Below are 15625 nucleotides of genomic sequence, written 5' to 3'. Positions count from 1 at the left end.
CAGTGGGGTCGCTCAGACGGTGTGCGGCATCAGGGCGTCGGGCGGGATCACCCCGAGCCGCCCGGCCTGGTAGTCCTCGACCGCCTGGACGAGCTCGGCGCGGGTGTTCATGACGAACGGGCCGTAGGCCGCAACCGGCTCGCGGATCGGCCGGCCGCCGAGGACGAGCACCTCGAGCGGCTCGGTGCCGGTGCCGCCGACCGTGAGGTAGTCGCCGGCACCGTAGACCGCGAGCTGACCGGACTGCACCGGTTGGCCCTTGACGCCGACCGTGCCCGTGCCGGCGAGCACGTAGACGAGCGCGTTGAAGTCGGCCCGCCAGGGCAGCGACAGCCGGGCACCCGGCGCCACGGTCGCGTGCACGACGCTGATCGGCGTGTGGGTCGAGCCCGGTCCGCGGTGGCCCGCAACGTCGCCGGCGATGATCCGCACCAGCGCACCGCCGTCCGGCGAGGAGACGAGAGCGACCTCGCCGCCCTCGAGGCTCTGGTAGCGCGGCGCCGACATCTTGTCCGCGGCCGGCAGGTTGACCCACAGCTGGACGCCGTGGAACAGGCCACCGGAGACCACCAGCTCCTCCGGCGGGGTCTCGATGTGCAGGATCCCCCGGCCGGCGGTCATCCATTGGGTGGCGCCGTCGGTGATGACGCCGCCGCCGCCGTGAGAGTCCTGGTGCTGGAACGTCCCCTCGATCATGTAGGTGACGGTCTCGAAGCCGCGGTGCGGATGCCAGGAGGTGCCCTTGGGCTCGCCCGGCGCGTAGTCGACCTCGCCCATCTGGTCCATGTGGACGAAGGGGTCGAGGTCGGCCAGGGTGACGCCGGCGAAGGCCCGGCGCACGGGGAAGCCTTCGCCCTCGTAGCCCTTGGGCGCGGTGGTGACCGAGCGCACCGGCCGCTCGACGTCGCCGAGCGTGGGGTCGGCGAGGCGCGGCAGGGTCATGGTGTCGGCGGTGACGGCAGGCATGGGCGCTCCTCAAGTAGTTGCGAGTGCAACGACTACAACGCTACTGCCGCCGCAACCCTTCCCGCGCCTTCCGGCGGGCTCAGTAGGTGTGGCAGCCCAGCGAGGAGTGTCCCGCGCCCGCGCCCTCGTTGATCGGGTAGAGGCAGAGCCGGTGCGCCTTGCCGTCCTTCGGCCAGGGCAGCACGGCCTCGAAACCGTGGAAGACGCCGTAGCCGTCGTGCAGGTCGCCCACGTCGGGCCGGCCCTTGTAGGCCCACATCGCGTCGACGAGGCGGCCATCGACGTACGCGTGCACCCACTGCGGCAGGTTGGTGTCCTTGTCCAGCGACCAGCCGCGCACGTACAGCCCGTCGGGAGTCTTGGCGACGCCGTCGATACGGCCGACCGACCTCGTCGACAAGGTGATCTTCTTGCAGTCGAGGGCCGGGTTGCCCCGCCCCGGGCCGACGTTGATCGCGTAGACGCAGACCCGGCGGGTGGCGCCGGCCGCCACCGGCACGTTGATCGTGAAGCCGCGGTCACCGCCGTACGCCGGGTGCGCCGACGCCACGTCGGGGCGCGGGTCGTCGGCGGTCGCGGTCCAGAACAGGTGCCCGTCGACGTAGACGTGGATCGGCACCGGCTCGGTGGAGTCGGGGTCGATCGCCCACCCGCTGACCTGCACGCCGCCGGGCTGCTGCTGGAGGGCGTCGAGTTCGCCGTACGGCGCCGCGCTGGCGTCGACCGACTGGCAACCGACCTCCTGGTCGCGCCCGGGGCCGACGTTGTCGGCCATGACGCAGACGACGTGGGTGCCGTCGGCGACGTGCACGAGGGTGCTGAACCGGTGCTTGTCACCCTTGTCGGGGAACCGCTTGGTCAGGTCGGGCGACGGCTGGTCGGCGGTGAGGCGGTCCTGCCGGCTGCCGTCGACGTAGGTGCGCACCCCGACCGGCTTGTCGGTGTCGGGGTCGAGGGCCCAGCCGCTGACCTGCAGCCCGCCGGGCACCCGATGGATGCTGTCGATGTTGCCCGTCGGGCTCCCCGGCGGCGGCCCGGGCGGCGTCGGCACCGCGAGCCCGTCGATGCTGCCGACCGAGATGTCCGCCGGCGTCGGGATGCCGGGGACGCGGCCGCGGTCGGTGTACTGCCAGAGCGTCCACTTGCCCCACTTGCCGGGGATCTTGACCTTGTGGCGGTCGGTGTAGCTGGCCAGCCAGAGGCGGTAGCCGCGCAGCGCGGCGCTGTTCCACATCTGGTGCTGCCAGAAGCCCGGGTAGGTGTAGATGATCGGCTGCCGGCCGGTGAGGTGCCGCACCTCCTGCAGCCACGTCGCGGCCCAGGTCACGAGCTGCGGGGCGGGCAGGCCACCGGTCACCTCGAGGTCGAGGACCGGAGGCAGGTCGCCCGGCGCGTTGTGCTTGCCCGTGTTGTCGACGTAGTAGTGGGCCTGGGCCAGGGCGCTCTGCCGCACCGGCCGAGACGGGCTGGCGAAGTGGTAGGACCCGCGGGCCAGCCCCGCCGAGGCTGCCCCGGCGCGGTCGCGGGCCAGCCAGGGGTTGACGTAGGCCGTGCCCTCGGTGCCCTTGATGAAGGCGAACGTGTGGCCGGCACTACGCACGGCAGCCCAGTTGATCGGCTGGTCGTGCGGATGCTGCCAGGCGGACACGTCTGGACCGGTGGCTGCCTCTGCCAGACCCGTGCCGCCCCCGATGGTGGTCGCCAAGACGGTCAGGGCAGCAGCGAGTCGCCGCAGGTTGCGCATGAGGCTGTTGCGTCCTTCGGACTGGAATTACCGGGCTCGTCCCCTCCGGCCACCAACGCTAGGTAGTGGAAGCGCTACGCAGGGGCGGGTCGGCCGAAAGTGGACCGAAAGGACGACCCCGGGTGAGGTGCCTCGATCGGTGCCGTCAGGAGGACAGCCGACGGACGATCTCGTCGGCGAGCGCGATCGACGAGGTGGCGGCCGGCGACGGCGCGTTCCGGATCGCAACGACCCGCCCGACCCGGCTGATGCGGAAGTCGTCGACCAGCGTGCCGTCATCGTCGAGCGCCTGGGCGCGGATGCCGGCGGGCGCCCTCTGCAGGTCGGCGGCGGTGAGCTCCGGCACGAACCTGCGTGCAGCCGCAGCGAAGGCGGCGGGTGACATCGACTGCCACAGCTCTCGGGCGCCGGTACGCCAGTGCACGCGGGCGAGGCGCCGGAAGCCCGGTTCGCGCAGCACGCCGAGCAGCTCCCGCGGCCGCGCCGCGGCCAGCCGGTAGCCCTCCCGCCCCGGCGCCAGCACGGCGTTGGGCCCGACCAGCACGTCGCCGTGCACGGTGCGGGTCAGGTGCACGCCGAGGAACGGGTAGCGGGGGTCGGGCACCGGGTAGACGAGCCCGCGCACGAGCTCGCGCCGGTCCTCGGCCAGCCGGAAGTAGTCGCCCCGGAACGGCACGATCGCCGGCCCGCGGGCGTCGCCCGCCAGCCGGGCCAGCCGGTCCGACCACAGCCCTGCGCAGAGCACCACCCGGTGCCCCGCCACCGTCCGCCCGTCCGCCGCCCGCACGACGGCCCTGTCGTGCCGCTGCTCGATGGCCGTGACCTCGAAGCGCAGCACGACCCGGCCGCCGGATTCGCGGAGGTCGTCGGCGTACGCCGCCGCCACGGCGGCAAAGTCGGTGATCGCGGTGGCCGGTGAGTGCAGCGCCGCGAGCCCCCGCACGTGCGGCTCCACCTCGCTCAGCTCGTCGGCGGTGAGCAGCCGCACCCCCGGCACCCCGTTGGTGCTGGCCCGCCGGAAGAGCTCGGGCAGGCCTTCGACCTCGGCCGGCGTCGTCGCGACCACGACCTTGCCGACTCGTTCGTACGGAAGCCCGCGCGCGGCGGCGTAGGCCTCGAGCCTGGCCCGCCCTTCGGTGCACAGGCGCGCCTTGAGCGACCCGGGCGGGTAGTAGACACCCGCATGAACGACCCCGCTGTTGCGCCCGGTCTGGTGCGTCGCCGGCGCCGGCTCCTTGTCGACGACGACGACCTCGGCGCCGGGATGCGCGAGCGCCCAGGCGCGGGCGGTCGCCAGCCCGACGATGCCCGCGCCGACGACCAGCAGGTCAGCGGGCGGGCTCACACGCGACCGGCGCCGGCGAGCTCGGTGGGCCGCTGTGCCGACCCCTGGAGCTCTGCACCGAGCGTCTGGAGCAGGGGCAGCGAGACGAGGATGGGAACACCGATCACCGGCCACATCGCCGCGTAGCCGTGCGTCGCGGAGAAGATGCCCGACAGGCCACTGATCGCCGCGCCGACGAGCAGCGGGCCGAGCACCACGCCGACGCCCCGCGAGAAGTCGATGATCCCGGATGCGGTGCCCGCCCCGCCGGGCGGCGAGACGGTGAACGCCAGCGCCGCGGGCAGCGTCAGGAGCACGGCCCCCGCGAGCGCGACGAACGGCAGCAGCACGAGCATCGGCGCGAGCGTGGTGGGGAAGGCGCCGAGGCACAGCCCGACGCCGTAGATCAACCCGGCCCACGTCATCGTCGGCACCAGGCCGTAGCGGTCGGCCAGCCGGGCGGCGAGCGGCGCGCCCGCGACGTAGGCGACGGCGACCACCGCGATCACCGCAGAGGCAACCGTCGCGGAGTGGCCGAGCCCCCGCACGACGAACAGCACGATGAACGTGCGCAGCCCGGTGAAGCTGAGCTCCCACAACGCGTTGGCCGCCGCGAACGTGCGCATCGGGCGGTGGCGCAGCAGCAGGTCGCGCACGGACGCCGCCTGGGCGGCCGCGTCGGGGGACGTCGCGTCGCCCGCGGTCCGCGCCCTGCCGCGGCCCAACGCCGGTACCAGCCCGAAGCTGCCCGCCACCAGCACGAAAGCGCCGACGATGAACGGGAGCGGCGCCCACACCGCCAGCAGCAGCGCGCCGACCAGCAGCGCCCCACCGAGACCCGCGCCACGGGCGATCGCCTGCGTCGACTGCGCCCGCGGCAGCATCTCGATCGGCAGCAGGTCGGCGTACATGGCGCGGTAGGGCGGGTAGTAGAGGTAGTAGCCGACGAAGAACGCGAGCACGGCCATGCCCGCGACGTCATAGGTCGACGCGAAGGGCAGCAGCAGCAGCCCGAGGGTCAGCAGCGGCGCACCGACGAGCACGAGGGGCAGCCGCCGCCCGAACCGCGTCGCGGGCATCCGGTCGGACAGCATTCCGGCGAGCACCGGGACCGCCAGGGCGAACGCACCCTCGCCGCCGATCAACGCCCCCACGTGCGCCGGTGAGTCGGTGATCCGGACCAGAATCACCGGGCCGTAGGTCGTCAGCAGGCTGAGGGCGAAAGCCAAGCCCAGGGTCGGCAACGACAGCGCGACGAGCAGCCGGCGTACAGACCCCCTGGACACACCTTGCATCGTGGTCATCAACAGCGGCTTCGTCCACTCCTACGCGGGTCTCGGCGGTTGGGCCCTCGCCGGCGACGTTTGCGACCGAGGTGGCGTGGTAGTTCGCGGCAGGGGGCCGATTGCTGGGAGGACGACATGGCCGAGTCCGTCGCCGACTACCTGCTGCACCGGTTGCGCGACTGGGGCGTCGAGGAGGTCTTCGCCTTCCCCGGCGACGGCATCAACGCCATCCTCGCGGCGTTCGGCCGGGCGAAGAACCAGCCGAAGTTCGTGCAGTCACGGCACGAGGAGATGTCGGCTTTCGAGGCCGTCGGCTACGCGAAGTTCTCCGGGCGGTTCGGCGTCTGCATGGCGACGTCCGGGCCGGGCGCCATCCACCTGCTCAACGGGCTGTACGACGCGCTGCTCGACCACGTGCCCGTGGTCGCCATCGTCGGGCAGACGGCACGCTCCGGCATCGGCGGCTCCTACCAGCAAGAGGTCGATCTGCAGACGCTGTTCAAGGACGTCTGCCACAACTACGTCGTGACGGCCACCGTGCCGAAACAGCTGCCCAACGTCCTCGACCGCGCGATCCGTGTCGCGCTGGCCGAACGGGCGCCGACCTGCATCATCATCCCGTCGGACGTGCAGGAGCTCGACTACGAACCGCCGGGCCACGCGTTCAAGGAGGTGCCGTCGAGCCTCGGCATCTCGTGGCCCTCGGTCGACCCCGACACCGAGGCGATTCGGCGTAGCGCCGACATCCTCAACGCCGGCAAGAAGGTGGCGATCCTCGTCGGGCAGGGCGCCCGCGACGCGTCGACCGAGGTGGCGCAGGTGGCCGACCTGCTCGGCGCCGGGGTGGCGAAGGCGTTGCTGGGCAAGGACGTGCTCCCCGACGACCTGCCCTTCGTCACCGGCTCGATCGGGCTGCTCGGGACGCGCCCCTCGTACGAGCTGATGATGGGCTGCGACACGCTGCTGACCGTCGGGTCGAACTTCCCCTACATCCAGTTCCTGCCGCCGCTCGGGCAGGCGCGGGCGATCCAGATCGACATCGACGGCAAGTTCATCGGCATGCGCTACCCCTACGAGGTCAACCTCGTGGCCGACGCGAAGCGGGCGCTGCAGGCGCTGATCCCCTTGCTGCAGAAGAAGTCCGACCGGTCCTGGCAGGAGGAGCTCGAGGGCCACGTCCGCCGCTGGTGGGAGGTCGTCGAGCGGCGCGCGATGACCGACAGCGACAAGTCGGAGTGCGTCAACCCGATGCGGCTGGTGTGGGACCTCAACGCCCACATCCCCGACGACGCGATGCTCTCGTCCGACTCCGGTTCGGCCGCGAACTGGTACGCCCGGCACCTGAAGATGCGCGGGACGATGCGCGGGTCGCTGTCCGGAACGCTCGCGACGATGGGCCCGGGCGTGCCCTACGCGATCGGCGCGAAGTTCGCCCATCCCGACCGGCCGGCGATCGCGCTGGTCGGCGACGGCGCCATGCAGATGAACGGCATGGCCGAGCTGATCACGATCTCGCGCTACTGGCAGGAGTGGGCCGACCCCCGACTGGTCGTCGCCGTCCTGCACAACAACGACCTCAACCAGGTGACGTGGGAGATGCGCGCGATGGAGGGCGCGCCGAAGTTCGTCGAGTCCCAGTCGCTGCCCGACGTCGACTACGCCGCCTTCGCGGCCTCGCTGGGGCTGCACAGCGAGACGGTGACGCGCGCCAAGGACATCGGGCCTGCCTGGCAGCGTGCCTTCGAGGCTGGTCGCCCCGCGGTGCTCGACGTGCACACCGACCCCGACGTGCCGCCGATCCCGCCGCACGTGACGTTCGAGCAGCTCAAGGACGCCGCCGAGGCGATGCTCAAAGGCGATCCGGACGTCTGGGGCGTCACCCGCACCGGGATCAAGCAGAAGCTGCAGGAGTTCCTGCCGGGCACCAAGAGCGGCTGAGCCGGCTGTGGCCTGCGCCACATCCCTCGTGATCCGAACTATATTCGGTTTCATCGTGGATCACCGAGGTCGTCACTGAGGGGAGAAGCGCATGGCAGGCACACATCAAGCCGTGGCCACTCATCCGGCGGGCAATCCCTCGCTGCTTCGAGGCTTGTGGGACCGGCGCATCGAGCGGTATCCCGACACCGCGCCGCGCACGTTCTACCTGGCGATCGTCGTGCTCGCGACGATCGTCCTCTATTACGAGCTCTACGTGCAGGGCGCGATCGCCCCGACGATCATGCGTCACTACGGGATGTCGTTCACGTTCTTCGTCTACATCTCGGTGGTCGGCAACATCGTCGGCGCGTTCGCGTCGCTGCTGGCCGGCCTCGCCGACCGGTGGGGGCGCGCGAACCTCGTCGCCTACGGGCTGGGCGTCGTCGCGTTCCTGCTGTGGTTCGGGCTGCCCAACGCACCGGGCAAGGACGGCTACCTGGGGCTGCTCGCCGCGGTGAGCTTCGTCGAGGGCATCATCCTGGTCGCAACGCCGGCACTCGTGCGCGACTACTCGCCGCAGCTGGGCCGCGCCTCGGCGATGGGCTTCTGGACGCTCGGTCCGGTCATCGGCAGCCTGATCGTGGCGGAGGTCTCGAGCCACACGCTCTCCCAGACCGCGGACTTCAACGACCAGTTCCGCTACGCCGGCTGGGCCGGGATGATCGTGTTCGTCCTCGCGCTGCTCTTCCTGCGCGAGCTGTCGCCGCGGCTCCGCGACCAGCTGATGGTGAGCATGCGCGACCGCGCGTTGATCGAGGCCCGAGCCCAGGGCATCGACGTGGAGGCCAGCCTCCAGCACCCCTGGCGGCAGATGCTCCATCTCGACGTCGTGGGCTCGGCCTTCGCGATCAGCATCTTCCTGATGATCTATTACACGATGGTCGGGTTCTCGGTCATCTACTTCACGACGGTCTTCGGCTTCAGCCAGTCGCAGGCCAACGGCCTCGGCAACTGGTTGTGGGCCTTCGACGCCGGAGCGCTGATCGTCGTCGGGCTGCTCTCCGACTGGATCAAGGTGCGCAAGCCCTTCATGGTCTTCGGCGCCCTCGGATCGATCGCGATGACGATCTACTTCCTGATGCACGCGACGAGGCCGAGCACGAGCTACTACGACTTCGTGTTCATGCTGAGCCTGCTCGCGGTCTTCCTCGCCATCACCTACGCACCCTGGATGGCGAGCTTCACCGAGACGGTCGAGCGCCGCAACCCGGCGCTGACGGCCACGGGTCTCGCGGTGTGGGGCTGGATCATCCGGGTCATCGTGGCCCTGTCGGCAGTCGCCATCCCGCTGCTCGTCACGTCGGTCACGCCGCTCGTGGAGCACGGGGCCGACGTCGCGGCGGTGCAGGCGAAGTACCCCCAGCAGGTCAAGACCATCGGCGAGGTCGACCCGGCGACGCTGGGCATCCTGCAGACGAACCCGACCGACCAGTCGGCGGTCACCAAGGCCGTCGGTGAGATCGCGAAGGCGGAAGGCATCGCGCCGACCGAGGCGCTGCAACGGCTGGTCGCCGTGGGGCAGTTGCCGGCGAACGCCAAGGAGACGCTGGCGAAGTACGGCACGAAGGTCGCCACGGCCGCCATGGACGCCCCGCACGAGTGGCAGAAGTGGTTCTGGGTGTGCGTCGGCTGCGAGGTCGCGTTCATCCCGTTCGTCTTCGTGATGACCGGGCGCTGGAGCCCGCGCAGGGCACGCGAGGACGCGCAGCAGCACGAGGAGATGGTGCAGCGGGAGCTCGCCGCCCTGACCAGCGGCTCCTGACCAGACCGAAGCCGCAGGCCGGCGGCCGGCTCGCTCAGCGAGCGGGTCGCCGGCGGCGGCGCCAGCGCCACCCGACGAGCACGAACGACAGCAGGAACACCAGCACGCCGATCGCGAAGAGGAAGAGCAGGCCCTTCACGACCCAGCCGATGATGCCGAGCACGATGGCGACCAGCAGCAGGAAGAAGAACACGGCCACGACGCTGCCCCTTACCGTCGGGCGAGCCGGCGCTCGCCGCTCGCACCCGTTTGGTAGTCAAGCTCGTAGTGCTTGAAGACCTCGGGCTCGTCGGCCGCCCGCAGCTCGCCGTCGGTGTCGATGGCCGGCGCGTCCTTCACCAGCTTCTTGTCGTAGGCCACCTTCAGGTAGCCCGGGCCGACGGTGGCCCGGTCGAGGGGCACGAACACCAGCCGGTGGCGGCCGGGGAACCCGATCTTCACCGTGGCGAACGACGGTTCGTCAGTGGCGGTGTCGACGTAGATCGCCTCGAGCTCGCCGATCTTGCCGCCCGAGCTGTCGACGACGTCGTGACCACGCCACTCACGGATGTTGTCGGCCTCGAACACGCCGCGCCCTTCTGCCGTGACCCGCCCGCGTGACGGGTCGATCGACATTCTGGTGCCCGCGGCCGTCCACCTGGCAAACGCGCCGGCCGACCCGCGGGGTGTGAAGGGACGATCAGGGAGAAAGCGGCGCCGCCACCGCCACGAGCTTTGCCGTCACGTTGGCGCCGTAGGCCAGCAGCTCGTTCGTCGGTGCCGCCATCGGGATCGCGAACCGCCACTGCCGGCCGTCGATCTCGTCGGTGTTCTTCGGCAGGAACGTGTTGTCGCTGTCCTGCGAGACGAAGAAGTGCACGCCCTGCTCGGCGATCGCGCCCTGGAACGGCATGATCTGCCACGGCGGCACGCCGGGGTTGGCGGTGGGGTCGCCGTGCACCGCAAGCTGCGGCCGGCACTTCAGGTCGGCGTACGACGACGGGCGCGGGAAGCGCTGCGCGGCGAGGTGGGTGTCCCAGTAGTGCTGCCAGTAGGCGACGTAGCCGTCGCGCACGCGCGAGTCGGTCGAGGGCTCCCCCGGCCAGGGACGCGGAGCCGGCGCGTCGCCGGTGCCGTCGTCGAAGCAGGCGTCGTCGCGGTAGTAGGGCACCACCGCGACGTTGCCGGCCAGCGCCGTGGGGCCGGTGAGCTCGAACTCGTAGACCAGACCGAAGCCCGGTCCCGCGACCTCCTCCGGGTTGTCGAGGGCGGAGCAGATCGCGAACGTCGGGTCGCACGAGTTGACCTCGGCGTTCTGCCCGGTGACCGGCACCTGGTCGACCTCGCCGACGCTGCTGTCAGGCACCCCGTCGATCGGCACACCGGCGGGGTTGCGCAGGTTGTAGTAGGTCGTCGCGACGCCGGGGCGGTAGTCCCAGTCCGTGTAGAGCCCGTCGGGCGGGATCGGGTGGACGCGCACGTGGTAGGCGAAGACGTCGGCGTCGCGGTAGTAGGTCTCGGTCTTCGTCACGTTGGTGCCCGAGTCGGCGCCCCAGACCTCGCGGATCGCCCGCACCGGCCCGGCCCGCCAACCCAGCAGGGCGGAGTTCATCTCCCAGTTGACCTGCTCGTCCTCGAAGCCGACGAGCGAGACCGAGGAGTCGGGACTCTGCTGGAACGCCCGGCCCTTCCAGCGGGCGATGACGTTGGGCCCGTAGGTCACCGGCTTCACGTGCTTGGCGAGGCCGAGCGCCTTGCCCGGTGGCTGCGGGCCGTCGGTCGCGGGCCGGGCGACCTGCAGGCTCTGCACGAGCCAGCGACCGGTCGTGTGCAACGTGTAGGTCGGGGTGGTGATCGTGAAGTCGTCGCGCGGCTGGCGATCGGTCGACGGGCGGGGGGTGCCGTCGGGCGCGGTGATCTGCGGGTGCGCGTCGTTGTCGGCGGCCGTGGTGCACACGGTGCCCGGCAGGTTCGGCCCGTAGCCGGTGTTGGACGTGCCGATCTTGTCGTAGCTGGCCGGGGAGAACGAGTAGCGGTCGAGCCAGTCGAGCGAGTCGGCGTCCCGGCTCATGCGGACGTAACCGTTGTCGGCGTCGTACGACGATCCGTGCGGGGTCGTGAAGAGGTAGACGTAACGGACGGTCGCGGGGTCGAGCGGGTCGGTGATGGTGACCTGCTGGCCGTTGGTCGCATCCGCCGGCGGGGCCTGCCCGCTGGGCGCCTGCGTGCCGGCATCACCGGCCATGAACGACAGCTCGTCGTCGGCGTCGAACAGTGGCTGGGGGTCGGTCATCGACGCGAGGTAGGACGCCGGCGTCTCCTGCGGGCCGAGCGACAGCCAGCCGGCCTTGCTCGCGGCCTCGACCTCGGCGGTGTCGGTCGCGAACTGTGCCTGGCAGGGGCCGAACATCGCCTTCCACGCCTCCGCGCCCCGGTCGTGTGCGTCGCTGCCCCACGCGTAGGTGAGCTCCTCGTCGGTGCCGGAGTAGACGCCGAAGCTCGACCGGCCGTTGGCCAGGAAGTAGGGGAACCGCTGGTCGACCTGGACCGGGATCTCGTGCCAGCCCGAGCCGGTCCAGGCGTAGGCCGCGATCGTGTCGGGGTTGACCTGGGTGACGGTGGGTGGCGTCGGCGGCACCTCGAGGGTGCCGTTGTGCGCGGTCCGCACGCCGTCACCGCCGTCGGCCTTCGGCGATCCCGACGGGTAAGGCTGCGCAAGCCCCTCGGCCGGGGGTGCGGCCCAGGCGGGGATCTGCGCGCCGGTGAGCACGACGGGAGCCGCGTCGCGCGCGGCGTCGAGCAGGCCGCCGGCGCCGGCGGCCGGACCGCCGGCCTGCGCCGTCACGGCCAGCGGCACGGCGACGGCCAGGACCGCGACGGCGGAGACCCACCCACGACCACGCATGCGGGCAGACTTCAACGCCGCGACCCGCGCTCCTGCCAGGGAGCGATCGGGCAGCGGTCAGACCGGCGCCTCCACCTGCAGCCGCGGCCGGTGTGCCGCGGGCTGGTTGTCCCAGAGGTCGGCGAGCAGGTCGTCGCGCAGCGAACGCTGGGTGGGGTCGTTCCAGCGGTTGTCCCGCTGCAGCGGATCGTCGACGAGGTCGTAGAGCTCCCCTTCGGACCCGTCGTGCACGGTCCCGGGTAGGTACGCCGTGCAGACCCAGCGGTCACGGGTGACGGTGCGCAGGTGCACGTCGACCCCGAACAGCTCGCTGTCCCACTCGGTCAGCACCCGTTCGACTGCGACCGACTCGTCGTCACCGGGCAGCGGCCGGCCCTGCATCCACGGGGCGGGCTCGAGCCCGGCGATCCGGCAGAACGTCGGCGCGAGGTCGACCAGCCCGACGGGCCTGGTGACGACCGACGGACGGGCGCCCGTGCGGGGGGCGGGTCGCCAGATCAGCGGCAGCCGCATCAGCGAGTCGACGTGGTACGGCCCCTTGAACAGCAGGCCGAAGTCGCCCTGAAGCTCGCCGTGATCCGTGGTGAAGACGACGTCGACGTCGGCCCCCCAGCCGCGCCGCTCGATGCAGCGCAGCACCCGGCCCAGGGCCTCGTCGATGAGCTCGACCTCGACGGCGTTGCGCGCGTTGACCTCGCGCACCTGGTCGGCAGTCAGCGTGGCCGGCACCCAATGGGCCGGCGCCTCGTAGTTGGAGACCAGCGTGCCGTCGTACCAGAGCCGCCAGTGCCGGGGCTTGCGGTCGAGCAGCGCCTCCCGCTCGGCGGCGGTCTGCGGGTAGCCGGCGGGCAGCGGCACCTCGCGCCAGTCGACCCGTCCGACCTCCGACTGCGGCGGGTCCCACGGATGGTGCGGGTCGGGGAAGCTCATCCAGCAGAACCAGTCGTCGTCGGTGTCGAGCGACTCCAACCAGGAGATCGTGCGGTCCGCGACCCAGTCGGTGTGGTACCACTCCCGCGGCACGGCGTTGGCCTTGACCTGGGGCGCTCCGCTGTCGCCACCCCCCTCGGCGTTGACCTCGAGCTCGCCGTCGAGCGTGGCGTAGAACATGCCGACGGCCTCGGGGTGGTGCTCACGCAGCCAGCGGGCGTAGTGCAGCGGCCCGATCGCCCCGTGGGTCGCGAACTCGAGGTGCTCGAACCCCCGGTGGGTGCCCCCCGGCGGGGTGGTGCCGGTGCGCGACAGCGCATTCTCGGTGAACCGCAGGAACGGGTCGAGGAACGGCTCGAAGTGCGCCTTGCCGACCAGCGCGGTGCGGTAGCCGGCGTCGTGCAGCAAGCCGGCGACCGAGGGAGCGTCGACGGGCAGCGGGACGCCGTTCATCCAGACGCCGTGCGTCGTGGGGTGCTGGCCGGTGAGCATCGTCGACCGCGACGGCATGCAGACGACCGACTGCGGGACGGCCCGCTCGTAGCGGATGCCCTCGGCGGCGAGCCGGTCGGCGACCGGGGTGCGCGAGAGCAGGCCACCGTTGCAGCCGAGCGTGTCGTAGCGCTGCTGGTCGGTCGTGACGAAGAGGATCTTGCGGCCCATCAGCCGGTTCCTTCCATGACGACGCGGAGGTGCTCGAGCGCGTTGCCCGCCGCGCCGCCGATGACCAGCGCCATCGTCGCGGGGGCGGCGTCGACGCCGTAGACGACCAGGCTCGTCCCGTCACCCAGGTCGATCACGTCGATCGTCGAGAGGTGCTCCTGGAAGAGCGGGGCGGTGATGCGGTACTGGAACCGCCGCTGCAGGCGGTCGCACGTGACGATCTGCTCCGGCATGGGCAGACCGGCTCCCGTGGTGATCGTGCGGGTCTCGCCGTCGACGTCGGCAGCGACGATCCCCGGGAACCAGTCGGTGATGCGCCGCGGATCGCCGACCAGAGACCAGACGTCGTCCGCCGGTCGCGCGATGCGCACCTGCCGACGCACGCTCGCGCGTCGCGCGGCCATCGGCTGCCCTCCCCTGGTCACCTGGAGGCAACCTAAGGCATCCGGCAAGACCCCGCCTACGCTGGGGACGCCGTGACGACGTCCTCCCCGGGGCGGGTCCGACCGGGGTGGTCGACCCTGCGCCGCGCCGCCGTTCCCGTTCTCGCCGCAGCCGCGATCGGCGGTTGCGCCGTGCAGGCGACCCCGCGAGCGACGCCACCGGCCGCGACGCCGTCGACGACCGCGCCGACGGACATGGCGCCCTGGAGCGTCGCGACCGAGAACGCCAAGCCCGGCACCGCCGACTGGCAGATCCACGATGCCGCCACCGACCACGAGATCGAGGCCTACGCCGACCACACCAGCGTGGTCACCGGTCACCCCGTGACGCTCTACGTGTCGACAAGCTCGACCGGCTACGTCGTACGCGCGTACCGGATGGGGTGGTACGCCGGCGACGAGGCGCGCGAGGTCTGGGTATCGCCGCCCCAGCACGGCGTGCACCAGCTGCCGGCCCGGGTCGACCCGATGAATCACACCGTCACCGCTCCCTGGCAGCCGTCGATGCAGGTGCCGACGGACGGCTGGCCGCCGGGCGACTACCTGCTGCGGCTCGACGCCGACTCCGGCAAGCAGTGGTTCGTGCCGCTCACGGTCCGGGCGGTGCACCCGCCCGACCACGCGGTCGTGATCGTGAACGCGGTGACGACGTGGCAGGCCTACAACGCCTGGGGCGGCTACAGCCTCTACCACGGCCGGAGCGGCCTGTCGGGCTACGCCGACCGCGCGCGGATCGTGAGCTTCGACCGGCCGTACGCCGAAGGGGCCGGGTCCGGCGACTTCCTGGGCAACGAGCTGCCCGCCCTCGCCCTGGCCGAGAAGCTGGGGCTGCCGCTCGCCTACGCGACCAGCATCGACCTCGACCGCGACCCGACGCTGCTCGACGGGGCGGCCGCGGTGCTGTCACTCGGGCACGACGAGTACTGGTCCAGCGCGATGCGCGCGTCGGTCACGGCGGCCCGCGACCGGGGCACGAACGTCGCGTTCCTCGGTGCCAACGCGATCTACCGGCACATCCGGTTCGGCGACGGGCCGCTCGGGCCCGACCGCCTGATCATCGACTACAAGTCCGCCAGCGAGGACCCGCTCGACGGCGTCGACGACAAGCAGGTCACGGTCAACTGGCGCGCGCCGCCGCTCGACGACCCGGAGACGTCGCTGACCGGCGTCACCTACCAGTGCAACCCGGTCGACGACCCGCTGGTCGTGGCCGACGCGTCGAGCTGGCTGTTCGCCGGGACCGGTGCGCGGGACGGCGAGCAGCTGCCGGGTCTCGTCGGCTCGGAGTACGACCGGGTCGACCTGAGCCGCCCGCAGACGCCGCGACCGATCGAGGTGCTCTTCCACTCGCCGGTCCAGTGCCGGGGACAGTCGGATGCGCAGGAGTCGGCCTACTACACGACGGGCAGCGGCGCCGGCGTCTTCGACAGCGGCACCAGCTCGTGGGTGTGCGCGCTCGATGACATCTGCACCCAGGGGCGCGGCGACAAGCGGGCACAGGTGGTGATCCGGGTCGTCACGGCCAACCTGCTCCGGGCGTTTGCGGCCGGACCCGCCGGCGAGCAGCACCCGGCGGTCGACAACGTGAGCCGCGTCCAGGGCCCGTCGGCGGGTTGACCCTGGCCGTTCGGGTGACTGTCGGC

At 71.6% G+C, this 15625-nt stretch carries 12 protein-coding genes; 3 read left to right on the top strand and 9 right to left on the bottom strand.

The genetic code is table 11. The features are described from left to right. Positions 1-12 precede the first annotated feature (12 nt). The 4 genes from VFJ21_10200 to VFJ21_10185 all read right to left on the bottom strand — a co-directional run bounded on the left by VFJ21_10200 (position 13) and on the right by VFJ21_10185 (position 5320). The gene (locus VFJ21_10200; protein ID HET7407490.1) at positions 13-966 is read right to left on the bottom strand and encodes a pirin family protein; all 954 of its coding nucleotides are present in this window, start codon (positions 964-966) and stop codon (positions 13-15) included. 79 nt (positions 967-1045) lie between these two features. Further along, positions 1046-2710, bottom strand: coding sequence for a glycoside hydrolase family 25 protein (locus VFJ21_10195; GenBank protein HET7407489.1), 1665 nt, complete (start codon positions 2708-2710; stop codon positions 1046-1048). 145 nt (positions 2711-2855) lie between these two features. Beyond that, complete coding sequence (lhgO, locus tag VFJ21_10190) at positions 2856-4055, bottom strand: L-2-hydroxyglutarate oxidase (protein ID HET7407488.1); 1200 nt, start codon at positions 4053-4055, stop codon at positions 2856-2858. Next, a complete protein-coding gene (locus VFJ21_10185) occupies positions 4052-5320 on the bottom strand; it encodes an MFS transporter (protein HET7407487.1) in 1269 nt (422 codons plus the stop codon). The genes lhgO and VFJ21_10185 overlap by 4 nt, the downstream gene beginning before the upstream one ends. 135 nt (positions 5321-5455) lie before the next feature. On the opposite strand from VFJ21_10185, the gene VFJ21_10180 reads away from it, so the two are divergent. Both VFJ21_10180 and VFJ21_10175 read left to right on the top strand, forming a co-directional pair. Next, positions 5456-7258 (top strand): thiamine pyrophosphate-requiring protein, encoded by a 1803-nt coding sequence (locus VFJ21_10180; GenBank protein ID HET7407486.1) that lies wholly within the window; start codon positions 5456-5458, stop codon positions 7256-7258. A 91-nt stretch (positions 7259-7349) separates the two neighbouring features. Beyond that, on the top strand, positions 7350-9062 hold the full coding sequence (locus VFJ21_10175) for an MFS transporter (GenBank protein ID HET7407485.1): 1713 nt from the start codon (positions 7350-7352) through the stop codon (positions 9060-9062). 34 nt (positions 9063-9096) lie between these two features. Here the strand turns inward: VFJ21_10175 and VFJ21_10170 are convergent, their stop codons facing one another. The 5 genes from VFJ21_10170 to VFJ21_10150 form a co-directional block, all read right to left on the bottom strand. Then, entirely contained in the window at positions 9097-9261 is a 165-nt protein-coding gene (locus VFJ21_10170) for a hypothetical protein (GenBank protein HET7407484.1), read from the bottom strand. Positions 9262-9272: 11 nt separating this feature from the next. Continuing rightward, positions 9273-9629: a PRC-barrel domain-containing protein gene (locus tag VFJ21_10165; protein ID HET7407483.1), complete on the bottom strand. Its 357-nt coding sequence runs from the start codon at positions 9627-9629 to the stop codon at positions 9273-9275. 112 nt (positions 9630-9741) lie between these two features. Next, entirely contained in the window at positions 9742-11946 is a 2205-nt protein-coding gene (locus VFJ21_10160; GenBank protein ID HET7407482.1) for a hypothetical protein, read from the bottom strand. 57 nt (positions 11947-12003) lie between these two features. Then, positions 12004-13539, bottom strand: a complete 1536-nt coding sequence (locus tag VFJ21_10155) for a sulfatase-like hydrolase/transferase (GenBank protein HET7407481.1) — start codon at positions 13537-13539, stop codon at positions 12004-12006. Continuing rightward, a complete protein-coding gene (locus tag VFJ21_10150; GenBank protein ID HET7407480.1) occupies positions 13539-13943 on the bottom strand; it encodes an SRPBCC family protein in 405 nt (134 codons plus the stop codon). Before VFJ21_10150 ends, VFJ21_10155 begins: the two co-directional genes overlap by 1 nt. A 72-nt stretch (positions 13944-14015) precedes the next feature. Between VFJ21_10150 and VFJ21_10145 the strand changes: the two genes are divergently transcribed. Further along, positions 14016-15599, top strand: coding sequence for a N,N-dimethylformamidase beta subunit family domain-containing protein (locus VFJ21_10145; GenBank protein HET7407479.1), 1584 nt, complete (start codon positions 14016-14018; stop codon positions 15597-15599). Positions 15600-15625 lie beyond the last annotated feature (26 nt).

The sequence above is a fragment of the Mycobacteriales bacterium genome (assembly GCA_035690485.1).
Classification (GTDB): domain Bacteria; phylum Actinomycetota; class Actinomycetes; order JAFAQI01; family DASSKL01; genus DASSKL01.
This window is presented reverse-complemented; position numbering and strand designations above follow the sequence as displayed.

Excerpts from the sequence above, each read along its gene's own strand:
- VFJ21_10200 (HET7407490.1), bottom strand. The coding sequence starts at position 966 with ATGCCTGCCGTCACCGCCGACACCATGACCCTGCCGCGCCTCGCCGAC.
- VFJ21_10195 (HET7407489.1), bottom strand. The coding sequence starts at position 2,710 with ATGCGCAACCTGCGGCGACTCGCTGCTGCCCTGACCGTCTTGGCGACC.
- VFJ21_10180 (HET7407486.1), top strand. The coding sequence starts at position 5,456 with ATGGCCGAGTCCGTCGCCGACTACCTGCTGCACCGGTTGCGCGACTGG.
- VFJ21_10175 (HET7407485.1), top strand. The coding sequence starts at position 7,350 with ATGGCAGGCACACATCAAGCCGTGGCCACTCATCCGGCGGGCAATCCC.
- VFJ21_10160 (HET7407482.1), bottom strand. The coding sequence starts at position 11,946 with ATGCGTGGTCGTGGGTGGGTCTCCGCCGTCGCGGTCCTGGCCGTCGCC.
- VFJ21_10155 (HET7407481.1), bottom strand. The coding sequence starts at position 13,539 with ATGGGCCGCAAGATCCTCTTCGTCACGACCGACCAGCAGCGCTACGAC.
- VFJ21_10150 (HET7407480.1), bottom strand. The coding sequence starts at position 13,943 with ATGGCCGCGCGACGCGCGAGCGTGCGTCGGCAGGTGCGCATCGCGCGA.